The following is a 25,019-nucleotide window of genomic DNA, read 5'->3' as shown; positions in this document are numbered from 1 at the left end:
TCCATCATCCAATCGGCCCATGGGAGCTGTTGGCATGCTCAAGATCCTGATCGTCGGTCTCCTGCTCGCGGTTATCGCGTCGCTGTTCAGCGGCCTGTTCTTCCTGCTGCGCGACGAGAGCCGGAGCCGACGGGTGCTCCATTCGCTCATCCTGCGCGTGACGCTCAGCGGCCTGCTCCTGCTGATCATCGGCTTTGCCCTGTGGCACGGCGACCTGTCGATGAACCCCACCCCCTGAGTTCCGTCACGGCTCAGGAGGATCACAGTATGTAGACGAAGGTAAACAGGCCCAGCCAAACCACGTCCACGAAGTGCCAGTACCAGCTGGCGGCCTCGAAGCCGAAGTGTTTCTCCGGCGAGAAATGCCCCTTGGTGATACGGATCAGCATGACCGTCAGCATCAGCGCCCCCAGGGTGACGTGTGCGCCGTGGAAGCCGGTCAGGATGAAGAAGGTGCTACCGTAGATGCCGGAGTTCAGCGTCAGGTCCAGTTCGGTGTAGGCGTGGACGTACTCTTCCGCCTGGAAGGTCAGGAAGCACAGGCCGAGGATAATGGTCAGCGCCAGCCAGATCTTGGCCCGGGTGCGGTTGTCGCTCTTCAGCGCGTGGTGCGCGACGGTCACCGTAAACGAGGAACTCAGCAGCAGCACGGTGTTGATCAGCGGCAGGTGCCAGGGATTGATGATGTCCTTGGTCTGGGTGTAGGCCTCGGTATCCGGCGTGGCCAGCAGCGGCCAGGTGGCCTCGAAACCTTCCCAGAGCATGTGGCTGGAACCGCGATCGCCTTCGCCCCCGAGCCAGGGCACGGCAAAGTGGCGGGCGTAGAACAGGGCACCGAAGAAGGCGGCAAAGAACATCACCTCGGAAAAGATGAACCAGCTCATGCCCCAGCGGTAGGAGCGGTCCATCCTGCTGCTGTAGAGACCCGCCCGACTCTCCCGGATGACGTTGCCGAACCAGCCAAACAGCATGTAGGCCATGATCATCGCGCCGATGAAGAACATCACCCAGGATGCGGTGGTGGACTCGCCCTTGTCGGCGTTGACCATGATCGAGCCGGTGCTCGCCAGGGTGGTCAGCAGGCCGATGGTGGCAATGATCGGCCACTTGCTCTGCTCGGGAACGTAATAGCTGTTTTCAGTTGCCATGGCAGCCTCCGACGGCAATGCCGTGCTTCAGATATCCATACCCGCGCCGGCTCATTTCACTTCCGGCGGGGTCGCAAACGTATGGAACGGCGCCGGTGACGGTACGGTCCATTCCAGGCCCCGGGCGCCATCCCAGGGCTTGGCCGGTGCCTTCTCGCCGCCGCGCACGCACTTGACCACGATGTACAGGAACAGCAACTGGGTCGTCCCGAACAGGAAGGCGCCAATGCTGGAAATCATGTTGAAGTCGGCGAACTGCAACGCGTAGTCGGGAATCCGCCGCGGCATGCCCGCCAGCCCCAGGAAGTGCATGGGGAAGAACGCCATGTTCATGCCGATGAAGGACATCCAGAAATGGGTCTTGGCCAGGGTCTCGTCGTACATGTGGCCGGTCCATTTGGGCAGCCAGAAGTAGGCCGAGGCGAAAATGCCGAAGATGGCGCCCGGCACCAGCACGTAGTGGAAGTGGGCCACCACGAAGTAGGTGTCATGGTACTGGAAGTCCGCCGGAGCGATGGCCAGCATCAGGCCGGAGAAACCGCCGATGGTGAACAAGATGATGAAGGCCACCGCGAACAGCATCGGCGCCTCGAAAGTGAGCGAACCGCGGAACATGGTGGCCACCCAGTTGAACACCTTCACGCCGGTGGGCACGGCGATCAGCATGGTGCAGTACATGAAGAACAGCTGCCCGGCCACCGGCATGCCGACGGTGAACATGTGGTGGGCCCAGACCACGAACGAGAGCAGGGCAATCGCGCCCACCGCGTACACCATGGAGGCGTAGCCGAACAGCGGCTTGCGGGAGAACGCGGGAATGATCTCGGACACGGCGCCAAAGGCCGGCAGGATCATGATGTACACCTCGGGGTGACCGAAGAACCAGAACACGTGCTGGAACAGCACCGGATCCCCGCCGCCGCCGGCGTTGAAGAAGCTGGTGCCGAAGTGGATGTCCATCAGCATCATGGTGACCACGCCCGCCAGCACCGGCATGACGGCGATCAGCAGGAAGGCGGTGATCAGCCAGGTCCACACGAACAGGGGCATTTTCATCAGCGTCATGCCCGGCGCCCGCAGGTTGAGAATGGTGGCGATCACGTTGATCCCGCCCATGATCGACGAGATCCCCATCATATGGATGGCGAAGATGAAGAAAGTGGTGCTCGGTGGCCCGTAGGTGGTCGATAGCGGTGCGTAGAAGGTCCAGCCGAAGTTGGGGGCGCCGCCGTCCATGAACAGGGTGGACACCAGCAGGGCGAAGGCCGCCGGCAGGATCCAGAAGCTCCAGTTGTTCATCCGCGGCAGGGCCATGTCCGGCGCGCCGATCATCAGCGGGATCATCCAGTTGGCCAGCCCCACGAAGGCCGGCATCACCGCGCCGAACACCATGATCAGCCCGTGCATGGTGGTCATCTGGTTGAAGAACTCAGGTTCGACGATCTGCAGTCCGGGCTGGAACAGTTCCGAGCGGATGACCATCGCCATCGACCCACCCAGCAGGAACATGGTGAAGCTGAACACCAGGTACATGGTCCCGATGTCCTTGTGGTTGGTGGCGAACAGCCACCGGCGGATCCCCTTGGCGGGCCCGTGATGGGCGTGTTCGGTGTCGTGGGTGTCGATGACCGCACTCATGGTGAACCCCCGTTGCTGCCGGCAAACCGCGCTGGCCTTGCTGTGATCGTCTGGCCTCCAGCCGTCGCCGGAACGCCGTGCTGTCTATTTATTGCTGCGACTGCTTGTAATCGAGAAGCTGCTTGGGTGTGACCATATCCCCGGTGTTGTTGCCCCAGGCGTTACGCTCGTAGGTAATGATCGCCGCCAGGTCGACTTCGCTGAGCTGTTCGCCGAAGGCCTGCATGGGCGTACCCTTTACGCCGAAGAGCACGGTGTGCAGGTGGTTTTCCAGCGGCCCGGTCGCGACCGGACTGCCCTTGAGCGCCGGGAAGGTGGGCGGCGCGCCCGAGCCATCCGGCTGGTGACAGGCGGCGCAGGTGGTGTTGTAGGCTTTCTCGCCGCGCGCCAGCAGCTCGTCTTTCGTCCAGTCCTTGCTGGTCAGTTCGCGGACCTTCTCGGCCTGGGCCACCTTGTCCTGGACCCACTTCTGGTACTCGTCTTCCGGCACCGCCTTGACCACGATCGGCATGAAGCCATGATTCTTGCCGCACAGCTCGGTACACTGGCCCCGGTAGATGCCTGGCTCGTCGATTTCCGCCCAGGTTTCATTGATATAGCCGGGGATGGCGTCTTTCTTCACGCCCAGCGCCGGGACCCACCAGGAGTGGATCACGTCGTTGGCGGTCACCAGGAAACGGATCTTCTTGCCCACCGGCAGCACCAGGGGCTCATCCACCTGCAACAGGTAATGCTCGTTCTTGTTGGCGAGGTTGTGGATTTCTTCCTGGGGTGTGGCGAGATTGGAGAAGTAGCCGAATTTCTCATTGAGGAAATCGTAATGCCATTTCCACTGGTAACCGGTGATCTTGACGTCGATGTCAGCCTCTTTGGTGTCGTACATGCGCAGCAGCGTGGCGGTGGCGGGAATCGCCATGGCCACGAGGATCAAGAAGGGAACAATGGTCCAGAGGATCTCGACCCAGGTATGCTCGTGGAAGTTGGCCGGCTTGTGGCCCTTGGATCGGCGATGGGCGAAAATCGACCAGAACATGACGCCGAACACCACGATGCCGATCACCACGCAGACCCAGAATATGGTCATGTGGAGACCGTAGATGTCACGACTGACACTGGTGACACCGGGAGTCATATTGACGGTCCAGTCGGCGAGAGCCGATCCGGAAACCGGGAGTCCGGCCAGCAGTGTGCCGGCTCGTAATGCCGTCATGCGCATACCGTGTCTCCACAGAGTTCTGGCGCTTCGCACGAAGCCCCTTATTCTTGTCGTGGATACGACCCTGTGGCGCTACCGAAACCCGGCCCTGATACCAACGGGGCTGATCCCTGCCAACTCGGGTCGATCAGTTTTTTCTGCGTGACACTTCCATCGGGAAGCGCGTGCCTCCCGTCCCTTTTCCCGGTGCGACTCCGCACCAGCGCATCTGTCCCGGGAAGGAAGTCTTTTCACGGATTTCCGGGCCTGCCAAATCCGGCGGACCCGACTTGAGTATAGACAGAGGTTTCGGAATCCCTCAAAAAGCTGTTTAAAATTTAGACATCTTAAAACCCAGTATTTATTGCTTTTTGGAATAAATAGCCTTCAACAGATTGAGCCTGACGTGACACTGAACCCGCTCGACCGCCGTCTCTGGCATCTGGCCTGGCCGCTGATGCTGACCAATATCACCGTGCCCCTGCTGGGGCTGGTGGACACCGCCGTGCTCGGTCACCTGGACCAGCCGGACTACCTGGGCGCGGTGGCCGTGGGCGGCAACCTGTTCAGCCTCCTCTACTGGACGTTCGGTTTCATGCGCATGGGTACCACCGGTCTGGCTGCCCAGGCCTATGGCCGGCGCGACGACTTTGCCCAGAGCGCGCTGCTGGTGCGCTCGCTGCTGCTGGCCATCGGTATCGGGCTGCTGCTGATCGCACTGCGTGCGCCCCTGGTGGGCCTCGGCCTGCACCTGATGGGCGCCAGCGAGAGCGTGACGGAACTGGCCAGGGGCTATACCGAGATCCGCATCTGGAGCGCACCGGCGGTGCTGTGCCAGTACACGCTGGTGGGCTGGCTGATCGGCACCCAGTATCCGCGTGGGCCGATGCTGATGCTGATCATGGCCAATACCCTCAACATCGGGCTCGACCTGCTGTTCGTTACCGTCTTCGGCTGGAACAGCCGCGGCGTGGCGGCCGCCACGGCGATGGCCGAATACGCCGCGGCCGGACTGGGCTTCTGGCTGGTGTGGACCCGGCGTCCAGCCGACCTGGTGTTCGACCGGCGCCTGTTCGGCAAGCTGGCGGATTACCTCGCCATCCTGAAGGTGAACCGGTACATCATGGTGCGCACCATCCTGCTGCTGTTGTCGCTGGCGTTCTTCACCGCCCAGGGCGCGCAGCAGGGCGATACCATCCTGGCCGCCAACGCGGTGCTGCTCACGTTCCTGATGCTGATTTCCAATGGCCTGGACGGCTTTGCCAACGGCGCCGAAGCACTGGTGGGGGAATCGGTGGGCCAGCGCGACCGGGCACACTTCCGCGCCGTCTGCCGTACGGCGCTGCGCTGGTCGGTGTGGGGCGCCGGGCTGTTTACGCTGCTGTTCCTGATGGCCGGCAGCTGGATCATCAGCCTGCTGACCAGCATTCCCGAGGTGGCCACGACGGCCCGGCAGTACCTGCCCTGGATCTGGCTGCTGCCGTTCGCCGCGGTCTGGAGCTATCTGCTGGACGGCATCTTCATCGGCGCCACCCGCACGCGGGACATGCAGAACACCATGCTGTTCTCGGTGCTGGTGATCTACCTGCCGGTGTGGTGGCTCAGCCAGGGCTGGGGCAACCATGGCCTGTGGCTGGCCATCACCAGCCTGATGCTGGCCCGCGCCGCCAGCATGGGGTGGCTTTTCGTGCGCCACACGCGGGACGACCGCTGGTTCGCCGGGAACTGAATCGCAGGATATGCGTCCCATGGCGACACAACCTGGATCATGTCCAAAGAATTAACATTGCCGCGATACGTCTGATTCTCAACTACACTGATATTGGTTCTTGACCGACAACCGCAGGCGACGCCGTTTCGACCCGCCTGCCATGCAGTGGGGAGGCGTCTTGCAACCCGATCCTGGAGCGACACGAGCAGTCCCTGTGATGACACCCAACGCAGTACTCCACATTATCGACCAGGCGCGTCGACAGGAGGCCCGCTCAGGGACCTTCCTGGGTCAGATGGCGGAACGTGCCGCCAGTCTGCCGGACAGCATTACGGTCGAGGGACCGAATCCGGCCACCTGTCTGTTCCAGTTTGCGATCGAATACATCGAGATGGCACCGCGGCTGATCGAGTGCGTGACCACCTGTGCCCGGGACTCCGGCCACGAAGCGCTGTTTGAACCGTTTGTCGACGCTGCCATACGCTACTTTACCCGGCCCTCGATCCTGCTCGCCCAGTATGACGGCCTCGACGGCCTGCTGATCAAGGCCTACCTGTGCCACCGGCTGATGGAGGAAATGTACGAGAACAACTACTCCACCCGCGCCAGCCGGCTGGTCGACCTGGAGGCGATCCGCGCCAACCTGGTCACCCACTACCTGATCGGTGAGCCGTTCGCCAACGAGCTGGACCAGTCGATCGCCATCACGGTGGTGCAGATTGCCGGCACCCCCCATTACTACCGCCTCAACCTGACACCGTTTGTGGAACAGGCCCAGGACGCCGCCTGGGACTGGATGTGGGACTACTGGGAGAAGCTGCTGACACGCAACCAGATTGCCTTCAACCTCAATCCGGGGCTGGGCCTGAGCTGAGCGGCCGTCAAGCCCAACCAATGGCACATTGACGTGACGATCCAGGACGCTAAGCTTCAGTTTTAACTCAAGAAAGGACACTGCGATGCTGGAAAATGCGGATCTGGGCAAACTGATCGTTCGCCTCACCTTGGGCGGTCTCATCCTGTTCCACGGAATCTCCAAACTGTTCCATGGGGTGGGTTTCGTGGAATCGCAACTGGCCAGTCACGGCCTGCCGACCATCCTGGCCTACGGGGTCTACGTCGGTGAGGTCCTGGCACCGCTGATGGTGCTCCTCGGCTACCACACCCGCATCGGTGCGCTGCTCATTGCCATCAACATGATCGTCGCCATTGCGCTGGTCCACACGGGGCAACTGCTGAGCCTGAGCCAAACCGGCGGCTGGGCGCTGGAATTACAGGGCTTCTTCCTGTTCATCGCGCTGAGCGTGATCTTCCTCGGGCCGGGACGCTACAAGCTGCACTCCTGATGCCATTCCCCGGGAGCGGTGCCCGGCACCGTTTCCGGGTAGAATGGGGAGACATGCACGCCTGGGCAGACATCATGACACACACCCTCAAACCCGGCCGCTACCGGCACTACAAAGGCAAGGACTACGACGTCATCGGCGTGGCCCGCCACAGCGAAACCGAGGAAGAGCTGGTGGTCTACCGCTGTCTCTACGGCGACCACAGCCTCTGGGTACGCCCGCTGAACATGTTCCTCGAATCCGTTGACGTTGCCGGCGAGAGCGTACCCCGCTTCACCTACGTCGGCTGATACGTGAGCCGGGGCCGCCCCGGTTGTACGCTCCGCCTTTGACTCCGCTGGTCATTTCCTGCACATTAGCGCGCTTTTCGGAACAACCCCCCAAGGAAAAGCGCCATGAATGCTGTTGTCGCCGCCGTCGGTATCATGCTCGTCCTGAGCCTGTGCCGGATCCACGTTGTTGTCGCCCTGATCATCGGTGCCGTCGCCGGCGGGCTGATCAGCGGGATGTCCCTCGATGCCACCATTGCCGCCTTTAACAACGGGCTTGGCGGCGGCGCCACCGTAGCCCTGTCCTACGCCACACTGGGGGCGTTCGCCGTCGCCATCGGCAAGTCTGGCCTGGCCCACGCCCTGGCGGACAAGGCCCTGGCCATGGTCGGTCGCCAGGAATCCGCCGGTAACGGCGGCGGCCGGGCCATCAAGTTCGTGATGATCGGCTTGCTGCTGGCGATTGCCATTTCCTCCCAGAACATCCTGCCGATCCACATTGCCTTCATCCCGCTGGTGGTGCCGCCGCTGCTGTATGTGATGGCCAGGCTGGAGCTGGATCGCCGGCTGGTGGCGTGCGTGCTGACCTTCGGCCTGATCACACCCTACATGTTCCTGCCGATCGGTTTCGGCAGCATCTACCTGCATGAAATCCTGCTGGCCAAGGTAGAAACCAACGGCGTGGCCGTGGATGGCCTGAACGTCATGCACGCCATGGCGCTGCCGGCCCTGGGCATGCTGGTGGGGCTGCTGATTGCCGTGTTCTTCACCTACCGCAGGGGCCGCACTTACGACCTGGCCCCCATTGAGCGGGCCGAGCGGGTGGATATCGCCTACAGCAAATGGACGCTGATCATGGCCGGCGCCGCCATCCTGGTGGCTTTCGTGGTGCAGTTAACGCTGGACTCCATGATCCTGGGTGCACTGGCGGGCTTCGTGCTGTTCAACCTGTCCGGCGTGGTGAAGTGGAAGGAGGCCGACGACCTGTTCACCGAAGGCATGAAGATGCTGGCGATGATCGGCTTCATCATGATTGCCGCCTCGGGCTTCGCGGAGGTGATGCGCGAGACCGGCGACATCAAGACGCTGGTGGAAAGCTCGGTGGGCGCCATCGGCGACAACCAGGCGCTGGCGGCCCTGCTGATGCTGGTGGTCGGCCTGCTGATCACCATGGGCATCGGCTCGTCCTTCTCCACCATTCCCATCATCGCGGCGATCTACGTGCCGCTGGCGGTGCAACTGGGCTTCAGCCCGCTGGCCATCGTGGCGCTGGTGGGTACCGCCGGGGCGCTGGGGGATGCGGGATCACCGGCCTCGGACTCCACCCTCGGCCCCACCGCCGGCCTCAACGCGGACGGCCAGCACAACCACATCTGGGACACGGTGGTACCGACCTTCCTGCACTACAACCTGCCGCTGCTGGTGTTTGGCTGGATTGCGGCGATGGTGCTGTAAGGCGAGCCGGAATGGCGAACGAACAAGGCCCAACCGGTTGGTTGGGCCTTTTTATTGGCAGACTCGGGGTAGCGTAAAAATGTAGCCGACGCTTCAGCTTCGGAGGGCCCGCAAGGGCCCTGAGATCTATCAAACCAAGCGGAAAATATCCGGCCGACCGATGGTCGGCTCCGAAGCTGAAGCGTCGGCCACATTAAAGATCGATGCTCCGGCGTTGGGCTCAATCCTCGTCATCCTCATCCGCCGCCGCCTTGAAGAACACCACCTGTTTCACGGTATGGTCGTCCTCATTGCTGCGCTTGTTCACGCGGGTTTCCAGCTCGCCCAGCGGCTGGCCGTCCGGGGTCTGGGCGTCTTCAAAACCGCAGGCCACGCATTCGCGGAACTGGCCTTCCTCGGTCTGTTGCATCATGAGCTTGTCCATCTCGCCGCAGCGGGGACAAACTGCGCCGGCGATGAATCGTTTGGGGGTCGCCATCGGCTCTCCAGGGGTTGTGTTCGGCGGGGCCGTGGCCCCGCCATGAATCGATCAGGCCGCGTCGTCGGTGATGCCGGTTTGCCGCAGCAGGGCGTCCACTTCCGGCTCACGCCCGCGGAAGGCCTTGAACAGTTCCATCGGCTCGCGGGAACCGCCCCGTTCCAGGATGTTGTGCAGGAACGCGTGGCCGGTCTCCGGATCGAAGATGCCGTTCTCCTCGAACAGCGAGAAGGCGTCTGCCGCCAGCACTTCCGCCCACTTGTAGCTGTAGTAACCGGCCGCGTAGCCGCCCGCGAAGATGTGCGAGAAGCTGTTGGGGAAGCGGTTGAACTCCGGCGTCTCGGTGACGGCGATTTCTGAGCGCACCTGACGGTACATGTCGAGCGGGTTCACCGGCGTTTCCGGCGTGAACTCGGAGTGCAGGCGGAAATCGAACAGCGAGAATTCCAGCTGACGTACCATCTGCATGCCGGACTGGAAGTTCTTCGCGGCCAGCAGCTTGTCGAGCAGGTCCTGGGGCAGCGGTTCGCCGGTTTCGTGGTGCCTGGCGATCAGGCCCAGGGATTCCGGGTTCCAGCACCAGTTTTCCAGGAACTGGCTGGGCAGTTCCACCGCATCCCAGGCCACGCCGTTGATGCCGGACACGTCCGCCACTTCGACCTGGGTCAGCATGTGGTGCAGGCCGTGGCCGAACTCGTGGAACAGGGTAGTGACCTCGTCGTGGGTCAGCAGCGCCGGCTTGTCGTCCACCGGCGGCGTGAAGTTGCAGGTCAGGAAGGCGACCGGCAACTGCAGGCTGCCCCGCAGGTTGCGCCAGCGCACCCGGCAGTCGGCCATCCAGGCGCCGCCACGCTTGCCCTTGCGGGCGTACATGTCGAGGTAGAACCAGGCGATGGTCTCGTCACCGCGGCGGATGCGGTAGGCGGTGACGTCCTTGTGCCAGGTCTCGACGCCGGTGTCCGGTTCGATGGTCAGATCGAACAGGCGTTCGGCGACGCGGAACAGGCCGTTGACCACCGTCTCCGCCGGGAACCAGGGGCGCAGGGTTTCCGGCGAGATGTCGTAGCGCGCCTGGCGCATCTTCTCGCTGTAGTAGCCGATGTCCCAGGCTTCCAGCTCGTCCACGCCGAACTCGTCCTTCGCAAAGGCCTTGAGATCGCCAAACTCCTGCACCGCCACCGGACGCGATTTGGCCGCCAGCTCCTGCAGGAACTGCATCACTTCGTCGACGCTGCGGGCCATCTTGGTGGCCAGCGAACGCTCGGCGTAGCTGTCGAAGCCCAGCAGTTGGGATTGCTGGTGCCGGCGCTTGAGGATTTCCGCCATCACCGGCGTGTTGTCCCAGTGGCCGCCGTCCGGACCCACGTCGGAGGCGCGGGTGACGAACGCTTCGTACACTTCACGGCGCAGTTCGCGGTTGTCGGCGTAGGTCATGACCGGGAAGAAGCTGGGGAAATCCAGGGTGATCACGAAGCCATCCAGGTCCCGCTGCCGGGCCGCCTGGCGAGCGCCGTCAAGGGCGCTCTGGGGCAGGCCGGCCAGCTCCGCTTCGTCGGTGATGTGCTTGAACCAGTGCTGGGTGGCATCCAGCACGTTGTCGCTGAAGCGGTTAGTCAGTTCGGCCAGTTCCCGGGACAGGTCGGCAAACTGCTTTTTCTGGTCCTCGGGCAGGTCGACACCGCCCAGGTGGAAATCCCGCAGGGTGTTGTTGATGGCTTTCCGCTGGGCTTCGTCCAGCTCCTGGAACGCCGGGCTGTCCGCCAGGCGTTTGTAGGCGTTGCACAGCTCGGTGTTCTGGCTCAGCTCGGTGCCGTATTCGGTCAGCTTTTCCAGGCACCGCTTGTAGACGTCGCGCAGCTCGTCGCTGTTCATCACGCCGTTGAGGTGGGAGATCACCGACCAGGCGTTGTTCAGGCGGTCGTCGAGCGCCTGCATCGGCTGGAACAGGGTTTCCCAGGTGGGTTCGGACTGGGCGGCCAGGTCCTGGATCTGCATGCGGTTGTCGCTCAGGATCTGGTCGATCGCCGGTTCCATGTGCTCGACGCGGACGTGGTCGAAGCGGGGCAGCAGGTCGTCACTCAGCAGCGGATTGTTCATGGGGCTCCTTACTCGCCGAAATAAGGTCACTGATAATGGATCAATGACGGGCTGTTGCAGGCGGTGGTGGTCCGTGACAGGCACGGGACCGGTGCTCTACTGTATGACTCATCATACGCCAATGCCGCCCGCACGCGGATCTGTATAGGACTTATGTAATGACTCAAGTACGTTCTCACAAGGGGTTTAGCCCAAAAACCGGCGAACGGGTGTGGATCGATCCCAGTGCCCAGGTGATCGGCGACGTGGAACTGGGGGACGACTGTTCCGTCTGGCCGCTTACCGTCATCCGCGGGGACATGCACCGGATACGCATTGGCGCGCGCTGTAGTGTCCAGGATGGCTCGGTCCTGCACATTACCCACGCCAGTGACTACAACCCGGGCGGCCACCCGCTCACCATCGGCGACGACGTCACCATCGGCCACAAGGCATTGCTGCATGGCTGCACCGTAGGTAGCCGGGTGCTGGTGGGCATGGGGTCGATCATCATGGACGGTGCCGTGGTGGAAGATGAGGTGATCGTTGCAGCCGGTTGCCTGGTGCCGCCGGGAAAGACCCTGGAATCCGGTTACCTGTACGTGGGCAGCCCCTGCAAGCAGGCCCGCCCGTTGAGCGACAAGGAGCGGGGTTTCTTCAAGTACACCGCGGCCAACTACGTGAAGCTCAAGGACGAATACCGGGCAGAGGCCGGTCAGTAGACCTGGCGATTTTGCTGATCCAGATCAAAAAATGAGCCCTTGAAATCTGTCGAAGCGCTCTTAGATACGGAAATAACCAGTTCAGGAAAGCCCAGCCAGTTGGCGCCACTGTGTCGGGATCTTCCTTGAACGGGTCTGAAGTCGTTGCCTCCTGATCGAATCAGGGGGCGCTCAAACATGATCTCAGGTTCGTTTGGAGGAAACTCTCATGAGCAATCTCACACGTTGGAACCCCATCAGCGAGTTCGAGGACTTGCTGGATCGCTACAACCGTCACTTCGGCCTGCCCAGCACCCAGGGCGATCGCGAAAGCCGCGACCTGTTCCGCCGCAGCGACTGGGCCCCGGCCGTGGATATCCGCGAGACCCCCGAGGCCTTCGAAATCCAGGCCGAACTGCCGGGCATCCGAAAAGAGGACGTGAAGGTCACCGTGCATGACGGCGTGCTGACCCTGCAGGGTGAGCGCCAGAAGCAGGAAGAGTCCGGCGAAGGCAAGACGCACCGGGTCGAGCGTGTCTACGGCTCGTTCATGCGCCGCTTCACGCTGCCGGACAACGTCTCCGAAAACGACATCAACGCCACCTTCAAGGATGGCGTGCTGTCCCTGGTCCTGAAGAAAGTGGAACCCGCACAGCCGCGTTCCATCGAGGTTCAGGTCGAATAGGCCAACGCCACACCGGTACGCCCTCGCCCGCCCGTGGGCGAGGGTAACCGTGACGGTCCGCACGCCTACAGATCGATCACCAGCTGGTCGCTGAGTGCCCTCGAACAGCACGGCGTGAACTGATCGTTGGCCGCCTGCTCGGCTTCGCTGAGAAACAGATCCCGATGATCGGGCACACCGTCCAGCACCCGCGTGAGGCAGGTGCCGCAGATACCCTGTTCACACGACAGGGGGATCTCGATCCCCTGTCGCTCCAGCGCTTCGGCGACGGTCTGGTCGGCCGGTATCGCAATCACCTGGCCGGTGCTGGCGATCTTCACTTCAAAGCTTCCATCGTCCGCCTGGTGGGCGGTGTCTTCGGTGGCACTGAAGTACTCCCGGTGCAGGTTGGCGTCGGGCCAGCCGAGGTTCCGGGCAACGCCCAGGACGTACTCGATATAGCCCGGCGGACCGCAGACATACAGGTGCGTGTCCGGCGTCGGCGATGCCAGCACGCGCTCGGCATCCAGCCGTTCGCCGCCACCCTCATCCATGTGGACATGCACACGCCCCTCCAGGTCGGGCTGCCGGAACCAGTCCGTGAACGCCGCACGGTCCCGGGAGCGGACACTGTAATGGCATTCAAAATCGTCGCCGGCTTTTGCCAGCTCCTGCGCCATGGCCAGGATCGGCGTTATGCCGATACCACCGGCAAACAGCAGGCTGCGCCGGCTTCCGGGGTCCAGTGCGAACAGGTTGCGCGGTTCGCTGATTTGCAGCCGGTCGCCAACCTGCAGCTGATGCATGGCTTTGGAGCCTCCCCGCGATGCCGGCTCCAGCAACACACCAATCTGGTAATAGCCGGACAGGGCGCCGGGGTTGCACAGCGAGTATTGGCGTATCAGGCCGTCGGGCAGGTGCACGTCGATATGGGAACCGGCCGAGAACGGCGGCAAGTCGGCGCCGTCGGCGCGAGCCAGCTCGAAGCTGCGGATGCCGGTGGCCTCCTGGCGGACTGAAATCACAACAACATCAATCATAGTAACCTCGTGGCGGTCCGGGCGACCGCATCGCAATGGAGCAGGGGACCGTTTCAGACGGCCCGGGAGGTTTCAGGGGGACGGTCCGCAGCACGCTCCTGATCAATCAGTCGATCAATGATCTTGCGGGCCTGGACGCCACCGGCGTCGATGTTGAGCTTGAGCAGCTTGCGCTGCGGATGCTGGAGCAGGTTGAGTTGCTGGCGTTCGAGCACCTCCAGGTCCTCGGAAAAGATCTTGCCCTGGCCTTCGCGAATGCTCTCGGTGAGCGCCTCGTCTTGCGGTTTGAAGTTGCGGGCCATACCCCAGAAGTACCAGATGGAGGTGTCGGTTTCCGGAGTGATGAAATCCACCACGATGCTGGCGGCCTTGTCTTCCGGCGCTGCGTCGTAACCGCCTTTGCCGGCGTGGGCCACGCCGACTTCGATCATGACGTGGCTGGGTGGCGTGAACCGGCAGATCTGCCAGCGATCCACCGGCACATCCGGATCCAGGTCATTACCGCGCAGCGCGTTCTGCCAGAACGGCGGTGCCGGAATGTCGTACATGTGCCGGCTGGTAGTGACTTCCTGCCCGTTGACCTTGGTCTCCGGAGCCGCTTCATCGATTTCCTTCTGGCCAATGCTGGAGGCGTGCACGTAGGTTTCGTGGGTCAGGTCCATCAGGTTGTCGATCATCAGCCGGTAGTCGCACTGGATATGGTAAAGACCGCCGCCGTAGGCCCAGTCGTCGCTCTCGGCCCAGTGCAGATGGGGAATGTCCGCCGGATCCGCCTTGTCGGCCTCGCCCGGCCACACCCAGATGAAGCCGTGACGCTCCACCACCGGGTAGGTGCGAATGGCGGGAAAGCCGCGCACCCGCTGGCCCGGCATGCTGGAGCATTTGCCATCGCAGCCCATTTCCAGACCGTGGTAGCCGCAAACCAGCTGGCCATCGCGGACAAACCCCAGCGACAGCGGCGCACCGCGGTGGGGGCAGAAGTCTTCCACCGCCGCGACACGGTCGTTGTCGCCGCGGAAGAACACAATGGATTCATTACAGATACGCCGACCCAGGGGCCGGCCGTCGATTTCATCAGGGGTACAGGCCACGTACCAGGTGTTCTTGGGATACATAACAAACCCTCGTTCAGTGTTGTATTTGTGCGGGGCACCTTGATCTATGGATCCAATAAATAAGTTTTTTAGCCTGATGTCAAACAAAAATGCCTTTTATGGATCCAAAAAAACAGAATCCGTATTGGCCTACAGGCTGACGGAACGACGGCTACCGCTGGGTTTCGAACGATTAGGGAATACGGCCTTAAGTCGTCATAATGGGGCGGTTTCTGGATCCAGAACGATCCGCCGGATCGGTTCAATCGGGTCTGTCGGACAACGACCAACCAGCGGCAGAGCACGAGGCAGGTAATCGGTGGCAAGTGACAACAGCAGCGTGATCACCCAGCTGCGCAAGATGATCAGTGAAGGGGAATACCGCCAGGGAGAGCGTATCGGTGAAGTGCGCGTGGCGGAAGATCTGGGCGTCTCCCGTACGCCGGTGCGCCTGGCCTTTCGCACACTCGAGCAGGAAGGCCTGCTGGAGCGGACCGGCAAGCGCGGCTTTGTCGTCAGGGAGTTTTCCGAGCGTGATGTGCAGGTTGCCGTGGAAGTGCGCGGTGTGCTGGAAGGGCTGGCCGCGCGCAGGCTGGCCGAGGCCGGGTTGACCGATCCGGTTCGCGAACAACTCGAGCATTGCCTGGCGGAAGGCGACGCGTTATTCCGCAAGGGCTACCTGGAAGATGCGGATATCACCGCCTGGAGCCGGCTCAACGGCCATTTTCACCGCACCATCATCGAGGCCACCGGAACCCGGGTGATCGCCGATGCGATCCGGCGCAACGACCACCTCCCGTTTGCGTCGGCGGAATCCATCATCATCGACAAGCACTGCCTGGACGGGGAATACCGCAAGCTCTTCATGGCGCACCAGCAGCATTGGCTGGTCTATCAAGCCTTGCGGGAAGGTGAAGGGGCCCGGGCGGAAATGCTGATGCGCGAGCATGCCTACATTGGCCTGCGCTACGGCTCGCTGTTCGGGCTGACGGGCTAGGGAACAGAAACAGTGGCTGGGGGTACCGGCCCCACCCACTGTCAGCAATCAACCTGGGCGATCAGGCCTGCGCTGCGCCTTTAGCACCGAACTTCTTCAGCGCATCCACATACTCGACGCTGCGACGGTGTTCGCTGATGTGATCGAGGATGGTCTGGCCATGTTCATTGACGGCGTTCAGGTCGCGGCCCGCTTCGGTGAAGAAGCCCAGGAAGCGTTCGAAATCCCCGGCCCGCATGGCCTGGTAGGCCTTGATGAGCACCTGGTAGTCCGGGTTCAGGGCGGTGTCATACGGGGTGATGAACAGGAAGCTCTTGACCCGCTCATCACTCCACTCTTCCCCAATGACCTTCGGCTTGTCCGGTCCACTCATAGCTACCCTCATCAATGCTTTAAGATTTTTCCGACACCCACAGGAGGCCGGCGTGTGTCCCTGGAGGGGCGACAGTATAACGGGGTTGGCGCCTAAACGTTATATGAATAGCGCATGAGGTTCTGGCATGGCGTCATAAGAGCACGTCCAGATAGCGGTAACGCCCAAGCTTAAAGGCAGCGGCTGGATGCCCTTGCCGGAGGAGGGACATGGACGTCCCGGTCGCATTAGCCGGCCAGGGACGGCCGTCTAATGCAGCGGAGACAAGGGCATCCAGTCGCTGACCCGGCACGGGATTTAAGGCTTGGAGCATGTCGTGACTAGGGATTGATCTCCACGGGTAAATCCGCCGTGTCCGCCTTGGCGCTGCATTGCGGATCCCGGATGCTGATTTCCACCCGGCGGTTCTTGGCCCGGTTCTCGGGCGAGTTGTTGGGCACCAGCGGATTGGTTTCGGCACGGCCGGCGGCCACCACCCGCCCGGCCGGTACCTTGCGGTTCATCACCAGTTCGTGAACCACGGACACCGCACGCGCCGCCGACAGGTCCCAGTTGGAGCGATAGCGGGTACTCACTATCGGTCGGTCATCGGTATAGCCGGCCACCACCACGTCACCCTGGCACTCGGCCAGTACATCCACCACCCGCGCCAGGATCGGCTGCATGTCCGGTTTCAGCTCCGCGCTGCCGGACTGGAAGGTGGCGTCCTCGGCAAAGCGGATCACCACCTTTTCGGTATCGTACTTCACGTTCAGCGAGCCCTCGGCCACCTCGTTTTCCAGCTCCCGGATCAGGCGGCTGGCCAGCTCCGTGACGCCTTCCGGTATTTCGGTGACATTGGCCGTGGACTTGGGACTGTCGTCAATCAGTTGGGGCTGGTCCGGCGGGATGACGGCCGGTTGCCGGGCCGGCGCCGGGGGTACCGTGTCGCTTTCGATCAGGGTCAGCGGACTGCCGCCGACGGCATCGTCCTGGATCACGCTGCTGCCGAAGGCGCCGGCCAGGGAGCTGGCCATGGCCTTGTACTTGACCACATCCATGGTGGAGTAGGACAGCAACAGGATGAAAAAGGTCAGCAGCAGCGTCGCCAGGTCGGCAAAGGTGACGATCCAGTTCGGCGCGCCTGCAGGCTGCTTCTTCCGGCGCTGACGCGGCAGTCGGGATGCCGGCATGGATCAGGCCTCCCGTTCCCGCGCCAGGACCTGCTGCTGTTCCGGGGTGATGTAGGCCGACAGCAACTCGGTGATGACCCGGGGATTCTGGCCTTTCATGATGTTCTGGATACTGGTGATGATCAACGCCATGTTGCGCTGCTCGTCTTCGGCCTTGAGCTGGATCTTGTCCGCCAGGGGCAGGGCGATGAGCTGGGCGATGAAGGCACCGTACAGGGTGGTGAGCAGGGCAATCGCCATGGCCGGACCGATGGAGGACGGGTCGTCAAGGGTATTGAGCATCTGTACCAGACCCACCAGCGTGCCCAGCATACCGATGGCCGGCGCCGCGTCGCCAATCCCGCGGAAGATGCGTTCGGCCACCTCATAGCGCTCCATGCGCTGCTGCATGTCTTCCAGCAGGGCTTCCTCGATCAGTTCCGGCGGGTGACCGTCGACGCAGAGGTTGATGGCCTTGGCGAGAAAGTCGTTGCCGGTTTCATGGGATTCCAGGCCCAGGATGCCTTCCTTGCGCACCACCCGCGCCAGCTCGGAGACGTTGCGTATCAGCTCGATGGGGCGGTCCGACGTCTCGCGGAAGACCGTGCTCAGGGCCAGCCGAAAGGAGCTCGTGACCGACCGCAGGCGGAACTTGATCAGGGTCACGGCAAAGGTGCCGCCCAGGACGATCATCAGGCCGGGAATATTGAGGAAGGTGTTGATGCTCGCGTCGGCGAGCATCGCCACGGTCACGATCGCAACACCGGCGATCAGTCCGACGAGGGTCAGGATATCCATGGATTGCCTTATCTGGTTCAGGAACAGGCGAGCGCCCGCGGCGCCCCAATTCGCACAATCCTGAGAATAGCCTACTTGGCGACCCCAATCCTGTAACCAAGCGTTAAGGGGTGTGTTAAAGCCGACTAACCAACGCGGTCCCGCAATGCCGCCATCACCGGCGAGGTCTCCGGCCGCACCCCACGCCAGCAGGCAAACGCCTCCGCCGCCTGCTCCACCAGCATGCCCAGGCCATCGATGACACGCTCGGCCCCCAGATCCCGCGCCCATTGGTTGAACGGGGTCAGGCCGGGGCCGTACATCATGTCGTAGGTGATGGTTTCCGGACCCACCACGCTGCTGTCCAGCGGTGGCAGGTCGCCCTGCAGGCTGGCGCTGGTGCCGTTGATGATCAGATCGAACGCGTCTTTCGGATCCCGGAAGCCACAGGCCGTCACCGGCACCTCGCCGGCAAACAGCTCGGCCAGGGCTTCGGCCTTGGCCACGGTGCGGTTAGCGATCACCACGTCGGCAGGCTGCTCCTGCAGCAACGGGGCCATGATGCCGCGCACGGCGCCGCCGGCGCCCAGAACCAGGATGCGGGCGCCTTTCAGGTCGAGGCGCTGGTTGACGGTCAGGTCCCGCACCAGACCCGGGCCGTCGGTGTTCTCGCCACACAGACGACCCTCGTCGTCCCGGAACAGGGTGTTCACAGCCCCGGCCGCCCTGGCGCCGGGACTCAGCACGTCCGCCATGTTCCAGGCCTGTTCCTTGAACGGCACGGTCACGTTCAGCCCCTTGCCGCCACGCTCGAAGAAGGTCTTCACCGAATCGGCAAAACCGTCCAGTGGGCACTGGATGGCGGTGTACTCCACCGGTTCGCCGGTCTGGGTGGCAAACAGGCTGTGGATCAGCGGCGACTTGCTGTGGCTGATGGGGTGGCCCATCACGGCGTACAGGTCCTGGCTCATGCGTTGGTGTCCTCCTCGGCCAGCCAATCCCGGTCGGTCAGGAAATAGGCGGTCAGTTCGTGTTCCGGCGTGCCCGGCCGGGGCTGGCGGTTGTAATCCCAGCGGGCCAGGGGCGGCATGGACATCAGGATCGATTCGGTGCGGCCCCCGGACTGCAGGCCGAACAGGGTGCCGCGATCGTAGACCAGGTTGAATTCCACATAGCGACCACGGCGATACAGCTGGAAATTCCGCTCGTGCTCGCCGTAATCCATGGTCTGGCGACGCTGGACGATGGGCGTGTAGGCCTTCAGGTAGCTGTCCCCCACCGCCTGCATGAAGGCGAAGTCCCGATCGAAGTCGCCGCTGTTCAGGTCGTCGTAGAACAGGCCGCCGATGCCGCGCGGCTCCTGGCGATGGCGGATGTGGAAATACTCGTCGCACCACTGCTTGTAGCGCGGGTAGACGTCGTCACCAAAAGGCGCACAGGCGGCCCGCGCGGTACGGTGCCAGTGGACACAGTCATCGCGGAAGCCATAGAAGGGCGTCAGGTCGTAGCCCCCGCCGAACCAGTAGACTGGCGGCTTGTCCTCGGGCCGGGCAATAAAGAAACGGACGTTGGCGTGGGAGGTCGGCACGTAGGGGTTGCAGGGGTGCATCACCAGGGAAACACCCATGGCCTCCCAGGGGGCACCCGATAGTTCAGGACGGTGCGCCGTGGCCGAGGGGGGCATCTGGTTCCCCATGACGTGGGAGAAGTTAACGCCGCCTTTCTCGAAGATCCGGCCTTCGGCGATCACCCGGCTGATGCCACCACCGCCTTCCGGCCGCTCCCAACTGTCAGCTGCAAAGCTGGCCTGGCCATCCAATCGGGACAAGGTCTGGCATATGTGCTCCTGAAGCGATAGTAAGTACTTCTTGACTTCAGTGCTGTTGGGTTCCATGTCGTTCTCCGAATCGGTTCAACGCAACTGGCGTCCAGACACCAGGTCGATAATACGGCTGGGCTGGCGCTGACCGCCCAGGGCACCGGGCAGGATGTAGTCGAGACAATCCTCGAAATAGCGGGCGACCTGTAACCGACTGCGCGCTGGCGGGCGGCCCGCCGGATTACAGGAAGTGGAAACCACCGGCCCGCCAACCGCCATACACAGGCGACGGACCAGCGGATGGTCGCTGACGCGGATGGCCACGGCGCTGTGCTCGCCCTTGATCCATTCGGGAATCTGGTCGTGGACGTCCGGGATCAGGCAGGTGACCGGTCCGGGCCAGTGAGACAGGGCCCGCTCGCGCAGCGCCGGTTCGAGGGGGTCCAGCAGAAAAGCGACCTGCGCCGGCGTTGCTGCCGCCAGGATAACGCCTTTGTGCTGGGGACGATCCTTGAGGGCCAGCAGCCGGTCCACGGCGGCACCGTCCCAGGGATCGCATCCCAGTCCCCAGACGGCTTCGGTGGGGTAGGCGATTACACCGCCGGCCTCCAGCACGGCGGCGCTTTCCCGCAGATGCCACCAGCCTGGAGGATAGTCGTTTGGATTGAGTTGTGATTCGTTCATCGCTCGGCCTGACAGGGTTGGAGAGCCTCTGACGAACGCCCGAATCGTCACTGTGTGCCCAGGCGTTCATCAGAGGCCCCTTGGGCCTCGCATTATGGCGTTTGCTCTGGCAAGTGAACAGACCGATGCGATGACCGTCCGTCAATCTGTTCTCAATATCGGGTTCCGATCACGCCCTTTGGTAACCGCCCGGCACCGTCAGTACAAGACCTTCCATCTCCAGCATCAGGATAGCCTGCAACAGCACATCGGCGCTCAGCCCGGTGCGGTCGCACAGGTCATCGGTGGAGCAGGGATCGAACGCCAGTGCGCCGAACACAGTCCGGGCGTCCGCGCCAAGGTGCGCCGGCACGTCCGGCTCCTCGTCGACGGGCAGGGGTTCCGCCGCCGCCGAACCCCAGGCGGCCAGTTGTTCCTCGATGTCCTGGACCGACTCCACCAGCGTGGCACCCTGGCGGATCAGTTGGTGGCAGCCGCGGGCCAGGGGGTTGTGGATGGAGCCGGGAATGGCAAAGATCTCGCGCCCCTGCTCCAGCGCCAGTCGCGCGGTGATCAGCGACCCGCTACGCAGCCCGGCCTCCACCACCAGGGTACCCTGGGCCATGCCGCTGATGATGCGGTTGCGGCGAGGGAAGTGCCCGGCCCGGGCGCGGGTGCCGGGCGGAAACTCCGACAGCAGGGCGCCCCGCTCCGGAATGGCGGCGGCGAGCCGGCGGTGGGCGGCGGGATAGGCCACATCCACGCCGGTGCCCAGCACCGCCAGCGTCGAACCACCGGCCTCCAGCGCCCCTTGGTGGGCCGCGCCGTCGATGCCCAGCGCCATCCCGCTGGTGACCACGACCCCCCGTTCAGCCAGCGCACGGGCGAACTGCCGGGCATGGTCCAAACCGCTGCGGGTGGCGTTACGGCTGCCGACAATGGCGATCTGCGGGCGTGACAGCAGATCACGCCGGCCCTTGAGGTAGAGCACCGGCGGCGCGCCGTGGATCTGGCGCAGGGCCGCTGGATAGTCGGACTGCGCCCAATGGATCACGTCGATGGTATGGGCTTCCAGCCGCTGCCAGCAGGCCAGGGCGTCCTGCATGGCCGGATGTTCCGGGTCTCCCTGTTGCCAGGCCAGGACCGCGGCCCGGGCCAGCGGCGGCAGACCGATGGTCCGCAGGCTGGCCGGATCCAGGGTGAGCAGCTCGGACGGGTCCGGCAGGTGATCGAGAATGGCCTGCCAGCGGCGTTCGCCCAGACCCGGCAGATGGGCCAGCAACAGCCAGGGACTGCGGTGGTCCCGGAGAAAGGTGTCGTTGGACGACAGGGTGGTGTCTGTCATGGGTGGTCATTCCTTGGACGGGTCGGCACCCGGTTGGTACCGACAGCACAGGCCTTCCTGGCCAAAAAAAAACGGGAGGCGGCGCGGCCGGCTCCCGTTCGTATTCTAGCGTCGCGGTTACGGATTGCCTACACGGTCTCCGACAGCGAGGGTGCGGCTGGCCTTGAGGACCAGACCATAGCTCATTTTTTCATAGGTCTGGAAGATCATCATCAGGCCGGCGCGCTCGTCCGGCAGCTTGACGGCTTCCTTGGTGTAGGGGTCGGTCACGGTATTGCCAGCCTCGAACACGGCCAGCACGTTACCCGGCTTGAGGCCTTCACGGGTACCGCGGTTCACCACCACCACATCGTACTGACCGATCTGGGTCACCCCGCCTTCCACGGCGATCATGGTGCCATCGATGTCGCTATCCGGCGCGCTGGGGTTGAACGTCGGGCTGATACGGCGGTCTTCGGTCGGCAGCAGGCGGTCGCCGATGCGGACTTCCTCGTCGGTGCGCTTGAGCAGCAGGGTCAGGACCTCGCCGTTGGTTTCCTTGACGTCCGCCGCGCCGATGGCCTTGGCTTCCAGGCCCAGGAACTCGTTGGTGTCCGGATCATGGTAGGCCTTGCTGCGGCGGAACACGCCGAGGGTGTCGGCGTCGGTCTTGCCGCGGGCGTAGATGCGGTCGCCGGCGCCGGTCACGATGCGGGAGTCCTCACCTTCCAGCACGTAGGGCGCTGCGTCGAGCACCTCCGGGTCGACGATGCGGGTGTCGCTCAGGAAACCTTCGATAGCGTCCAGCGGAATCGTCGGGACCGGTGTGTCGATCGGGGTGGAGCGCACCTTGGGCGACAGCTTGACGACACCGTTGCCGGAGCGGGCCACCTTGGTGACGCGCGGCTGGCCGTCGATGTACACCAGCGCCAGCACATCGCCCGGGTAGATCAGGTGGGGATTCTCAACCTGCGGATTGGCGTGCCAGATTTCCGGCCAGTACCAGGGGTTGTCCAGAAAACGGGATGAGATGTCCCAGAGGGTATCGCCCTTGACCACGGTGTATCGATCGGGGTGATCCGACCGCAACTCAGGGCCGGCCGCGTGCGCCACCTGTATAAACAGCAACACAGCCGTAAGAACGTACAGCAGTTTCCTCATTGTCTGGGTCCTTGATTGCTTTACTTTTATCCAATGGAACCTGAAACCCCGGATAGCGTCCGCAGACGGGTTCCCATACCCACATCCCCCTACTATAGAAGATGTCAGCCTGTTTGTGATGTTATCTTTTGTTCTTCCAGTAAATTCTGGATTCAGACCGTAACACGGCCAGGCCGGGATCGCGGTCATCCGCAAGTCTGGTCAGATTGTAATCAGTCCGGGAGTTGATAGATAATAGACTATCAGCACTATTGATGTAGTTACCTTGAAACTTCCGACCGTGCCACGATCATAGACAATAGGCCGGTCAGGATGAGCGGTACGCCGTCGCATTTTGATCATCACACGCGGTCAAACGAACGATATAGATACCCATGATACTTGAGATTCTGGAATTTCCCGATCCGCGCCTGCGCACCGTGGCCAAACCCGTCCAGGAGGTCACCGACGAGACGCGCAAGCTGATCGACGACATGTTCGAGACCATGTACGAGGCCCCGGGCATCGGCCTGGCGGCGACGCAGGTGAACTGGCACGAACAGATCATCGTCATGGACCTGTCGGAAGACAAGAGCGAGCCACGGGTCTTCATCAACCCGGAAATCGAGGTACTGGGCCAGGATGTCCAGGACATGCAGGAAGGCTGCCTGTCGGTTCCCGGTTTCTATGAAGAGGTCAGCCGGCCGGACCATGTCATGATCCGCGCCATTGGCCGCGACGGTCAGCCTTTCGAGGAAGAGGCCGAGGGCCTGCTGGCGGTCTGCATCCAGCACGAGATGGACCACCTCAAGGGCAAGCTGTTCGTGGATTACCTGAGCCCGCTCAAGCGCACACGGATCCGCAAGAAGCTGGAGAAGCAGCACAAGATCCGGGCCTGATCAACAGGGCCACCCCAAGTGGTTTACAATAGGTGTCGATGGACCGGGCAACAGGCCCGGTTTTTTCGTTTGTAAGAGACCATTGCGGTCATTCCAGTCACCCCATTGATCCGAGGAGGCGCTGCGTGCGCATCGTTTTTGCCGGAACGCCGGATTTTGCCGCCACCGCACTCAAGGCGCTGCTGGACCATGACCACGAGGTGGTCGCCGTCTACACCCAGCCGGACCGGCCCGCCGGCCGCGGCCGCAAACTGACACCGAGCCCGGTCAAACAGGTGGCCCTGGACGCCAACCTGCCGGTACGCCAGCCCCAATCCCTGAAATCCGCCGAGGCCCAGGCCGAGCTGGCCGCGTTCCAGCCGGACGTGATGATTGTCGCCGCCTACGGCCTGATCCTGCCCCAGGCGGTGCTGGATATCCCGGCCCGCGGCTGTCTCAACATCCACGCCTCCCTGCTGCCGCGCTGGCGCGGTGCGGCGCCGATCCAGCGGGCCATCGCCGCCGGCGACGACCAGACCGGCATCACCATCATGCAGATGGATGCGGGACTGGATACCGGTGCCATGCTGCTCAAGCTGAGCACCCCGATTACCGGCGACGACACCGGTGGCAGCCTGCACGACCGGCTGGCCGATCTTGGCGGCCAGGCGATCCTGACCGCACTGAAGGAACTGGTCGACGGTGGGTTGCAGGCCGAGACGCAAGACGACAGCCAGGCCTGCTACGCCCACAAACTCAACAAGCAGGAAGGACACCTGGACTGGCAACAGCCGGCCATCGCGCTGGAACGGCTGGTCCGGGCCTTCAACCCCTGGCCCGGCACCTTCGTTGACGCGGATGGCGAGCGGGTCCGCATCCATGCGGCCGAAGCCCTGGCCAACACCAGCGACCAGGCCCCCGGCACCCTCATCGCCCGGGGACGGGGCGGCATCGACGTGGCCTGCGCCGAGGGCGTGCTGCGTCTGCATCGCGTACAGCTGCCCGGCAGCCGCGCCCAGTCCATCTCCGATCTGATCAACGGCGGCCGCGACGTGCTGGCTCTCGGCGAGGTCCTGCACTGA

At 63.1% G+C, this 25,019-nt stretch carries 26 protein-coding genes; 11 read left to right on the top strand and 15 right to left on the bottom strand.

The features are described 5' to 3' along the window. Window positions 1-34 precede the first annotated feature (34 nt). Window positions 35-238 (top strand): twin transmembrane helix small protein, encoded by a 204-nt coding sequence (locus tag EZI54_RS09345; RefSeq protein ID WP_131481274.1) that lies wholly within the window; start codon window positions 35-37, stop codon window positions 236-238. A 22-nt stretch (window positions 239-260) separates the two neighbouring features. Here the strand turns inward: EZI54_RS09345 and EZI54_RS09340 are convergent, their stop codons facing one another. The 3 genes from EZI54_RS09340 to coxB all read right to left on the bottom strand — a co-directional run bounded on the left by EZI54_RS09340 (window position 261) and on the right by coxB (window position 4,002). Next, a complete protein-coding gene (locus EZI54_RS09340) occupies window positions 261-1,148 on the bottom strand; it encodes a cytochrome c oxidase subunit 3 (RefSeq protein ID WP_131481272.1) in 888 nt (295 codons plus the stop codon). Window positions 1,149-1,199: 51 nt separating this feature from the next. Continuing rightward, complete coding sequence (gene ctaD / locus EZI54_RS09335; RefSeq protein ID WP_131481270.1) at window positions 1,200-2,786, bottom strand: cytochrome c oxidase subunit I; 1,587 nt, start codon at window positions 2,784-2,786, stop codon at window positions 1,200-1,202. A gap of 88 nt (window positions 2,787-2,874) precedes the next feature. Continuing rightward, window positions 2,875-4,002 carry a cytochrome c oxidase subunit II gene (gene coxB / locus EZI54_RS09330; protein ID WP_131481268.1) on the bottom strand — a complete coding sequence of 376 codons (1,128 nt, stop codon included), beginning with the start codon at window positions 4,000-4,002 and terminating at the stop codon, window positions 2,875-2,877. A gap of 436 nt (window positions 4,003-4,438) precedes the next feature. Between coxB and EZI54_RS09325 the strand changes: the two genes are divergently transcribed. The 5 genes from EZI54_RS09325 (at window position 4,439) to EZI54_RS09305 (ending at window position 8,762) form a co-directional block, all read left to right on the top strand. After that, a complete protein-coding gene (locus tag EZI54_RS09325) occupies window positions 4,439-5,710 on the top strand; it encodes an MATE family efflux transporter (RefSeq protein WP_131481336.1) in 1,272 nt (423 codons plus the stop codon). Window positions 5,711-5,909: 199 nt separating this feature from the next. After that, window positions 5,910-6,566: a hypothetical protein gene (locus EZI54_RS09320; RefSeq protein ID WP_131481266.1), complete on the top strand. Its 657-nt coding sequence runs from the start codon at window positions 5,910-5,912 to the stop codon at window positions 6,564-6,566. A gap of 85 nt (window positions 6,567-6,651) precedes the next feature. Beyond that, entirely contained in the window at window positions 6,652-7,038 is a 387-nt protein-coding gene (locus EZI54_RS09315; RefSeq protein WP_131481264.1) for a DoxX family protein, read from the top strand. 53 nt (window positions 7,039-7,091) lie between these two features. Further along, on the top strand, window positions 7,092-7,328 hold the full coding sequence (locus EZI54_RS09310) for a DUF1653 domain-containing protein (RefSeq protein WP_423226992.1): 237 nt from the start codon (window positions 7,092-7,094) through the stop codon (window positions 7,326-7,328). Between the two features lie 105 nt (window positions 7,329-7,433). Then, complete coding sequence (locus EZI54_RS09305) at window positions 7,434-8,762, top strand: Na+/H+ antiporter family protein (RefSeq protein WP_131481260.1); 1,329 nt, start codon at window positions 7,434-7,436, stop codon at window positions 8,760-8,762. A gap of 220 nt (window positions 8,763-8,982) precedes the next feature. On the opposite strand, the gene EZI54_RS09300 is transcribed toward EZI54_RS09305, so the two are convergent. Beyond that, complete coding sequence (locus EZI54_RS09300) at window positions 8,983-9,240, bottom strand: YheV family putative zinc ribbon protein (RefSeq protein ID WP_131481258.1); 258 nt, start codon at window positions 9,238-9,240, stop codon at window positions 8,983-8,985. A gap of 51 nt (window positions 9,241-9,291) precedes the next feature. Then, on the bottom strand, window positions 9,292-11,337 hold the full coding sequence (prlC, locus tag EZI54_RS09295) for an oligopeptidase A (RefSeq protein WP_131481256.1): 2,046 nt from the start codon (window positions 11,335-11,337) through the stop codon (window positions 9,292-9,294). Window positions 11,338-11,495: 158 nt separating this feature from the next. Between prlC and EZI54_RS09290 the strand changes: the two genes are divergently transcribed. Both EZI54_RS09290 and EZI54_RS09285 read left to right on the top strand, forming a co-directional pair. Next, window positions 11,496-12,038, top strand: coding sequence for a gamma carbonic anhydrase family protein (locus EZI54_RS09290; RefSeq protein WP_131481254.1), 543 nt, complete (start codon window positions 11,496-11,498; stop codon window positions 12,036-12,038). Between the two features lie 208 nt (window positions 12,039-12,246). Next, window positions 12,247-12,702, top strand: coding sequence for an Hsp20/alpha crystallin family protein (locus EZI54_RS09285; protein ID WP_131481252.1), 456 nt, complete (start codon window positions 12,247-12,249; stop codon window positions 12,700-12,702). A gap of 65 nt (window positions 12,703-12,767) precedes the next feature. Here EZI54_RS09285 and EZI54_RS09280 read toward each other — a convergent pair whose 3' ends face one another. Both EZI54_RS09280 and EZI54_RS09275 read right to left on the bottom strand, forming a co-directional pair. Then, window positions 12,768-13,721: a PDR/VanB family oxidoreductase gene (locus tag EZI54_RS09280; RefSeq protein ID WP_131481250.1), complete on the bottom strand. Its 954-nt coding sequence runs from the start codon at window positions 13,719-13,721 to the stop codon at window positions 12,768-12,770. 53 nt (window positions 13,722-13,774) lie between these two features. Next, entirely contained in the window at window positions 13,775-14,836 is a 1,062-nt protein-coding gene (locus tag EZI54_RS09275) for an aromatic ring-hydroxylating dioxygenase subunit alpha (protein ID WP_131481248.1), read from the bottom strand. A gap of 298 nt (window positions 14,837-15,134) precedes the next feature. On the opposite strand from EZI54_RS09275, the gene EZI54_RS09270 reads away from it, so the two are divergent. Further along, complete coding sequence (locus tag EZI54_RS09270) at window positions 15,135-15,812, top strand: GntR family transcriptional regulator (RefSeq protein ID WP_131481246.1); 678 nt, start codon at window positions 15,135-15,137, stop codon at window positions 15,810-15,812. A gap of 61 nt (window positions 15,813-15,873) precedes the next feature. Here the strand turns inward: EZI54_RS09270 and EZI54_RS09265 are convergent, their stop codons facing one another. From EZI54_RS09265 to EZI54_RS09230, 8 genes are all read right to left on the bottom strand, one after another. Continuing rightward, window positions 15,874-16,185, bottom strand: coding sequence for a PA4642 family protein (locus EZI54_RS09265; RefSeq protein ID WP_131481244.1), 312 nt, complete (start codon window positions 16,183-16,185; stop codon window positions 15,874-15,876). 320 nt (window positions 16,186-16,505) lie between these two features. Further along, window positions 16,506-17,357: a flagellar motor protein MotB gene (locus EZI54_RS09260; protein WP_131481242.1), complete on the bottom strand. Its 852-nt coding sequence runs from the start codon at window positions 17,355-17,357 to the stop codon at window positions 16,506-16,508. A 3-nt stretch (window positions 17,358-17,360) separates the two neighbouring features. Then, complete coding sequence (locus tag EZI54_RS09255; RefSeq protein WP_131481240.1) at window positions 17,361-18,134, bottom strand: motility protein A; 774 nt, start codon at window positions 18,132-18,134, stop codon at window positions 17,361-17,363. Window positions 18,135-18,259: 125 nt separating this feature from the next. Further along, on the bottom strand, window positions 18,260-19,084 hold the full coding sequence (gene aroE / locus EZI54_RS09250; protein ID WP_131481238.1) for a shikimate dehydrogenase: 825 nt from the start codon (window positions 19,082-19,084) through the stop codon (window positions 18,260-18,262). After that, complete coding sequence (gene hemF, locus EZI54_RS09245) at window positions 19,081-20,007, bottom strand: oxygen-dependent coproporphyrinogen oxidase (protein ID WP_131481236.1); 927 nt, start codon at window positions 20,005-20,007, stop codon at window positions 19,081-19,083. The genes aroE and hemF overlap by 4 nt, the downstream gene beginning before the upstream one ends. Window positions 20,008-20,025: 18 nt before the next feature. After that, window positions 20,026-20,616: an L-threonylcarbamoyladenylate synthase type 1 TsaC gene (gene tsaC, locus EZI54_RS09240; protein ID WP_131481234.1), complete on the bottom strand. Its 591-nt coding sequence runs from the start codon at window positions 20,614-20,616 to the stop codon at window positions 20,026-20,028. 169 nt (window positions 20,617-20,785) lie between these two features. Next, window positions 20,786-21,940: a DNA-processing protein DprA gene (gene dprA, locus EZI54_RS09235; protein WP_131481232.1), complete on the bottom strand. Its 1,155-nt coding sequence runs from the start codon at window positions 21,938-21,940 to the stop codon at window positions 20,786-20,788. Between the two features lie 117 nt (window positions 21,941-22,057). After that, on the bottom strand, window positions 22,058-23,080 hold the full coding sequence (locus EZI54_RS09230) for a LysM peptidoglycan-binding domain-containing protein (RefSeq protein ID WP_131481230.1): 1,023 nt from the start codon (window positions 23,078-23,080) through the stop codon (window positions 22,058-22,060). Between the two features lie 374 nt (window positions 23,081-23,454). Between EZI54_RS09230 and def the strand changes: the two genes are divergently transcribed. Next, a complete protein-coding gene (gene def / locus EZI54_RS09225; protein ID WP_131481228.1) occupies window positions 23,455-23,958 on the top strand; it encodes a peptide deformylase in 504 nt (167 codons plus the stop codon). 125 nt (window positions 23,959-24,083) lie between these two features. After that, window positions 24,084-25,019, top strand: a complete 936-nt coding sequence (fmt, locus tag EZI54_RS09220; protein WP_131481227.1) for a methionyl-tRNA formyltransferase — start codon at window positions 24,084-24,086, stop codon at window positions 25,017-25,019.

The organism is Marinobacter halodurans (assembly GCF_004327985.1).
Classification (GTDB): Bacteria; Pseudomonadota; Gammaproteobacteria; order Pseudomonadales; family Oleiphilaceae; genus Marinobacter_A; species Marinobacter_A halodurans.
The sequence above is the reverse complement of the archived record's forward strand: the minus strand, read 5'-3'. Positions and strand labels throughout refer to the sequence as shown.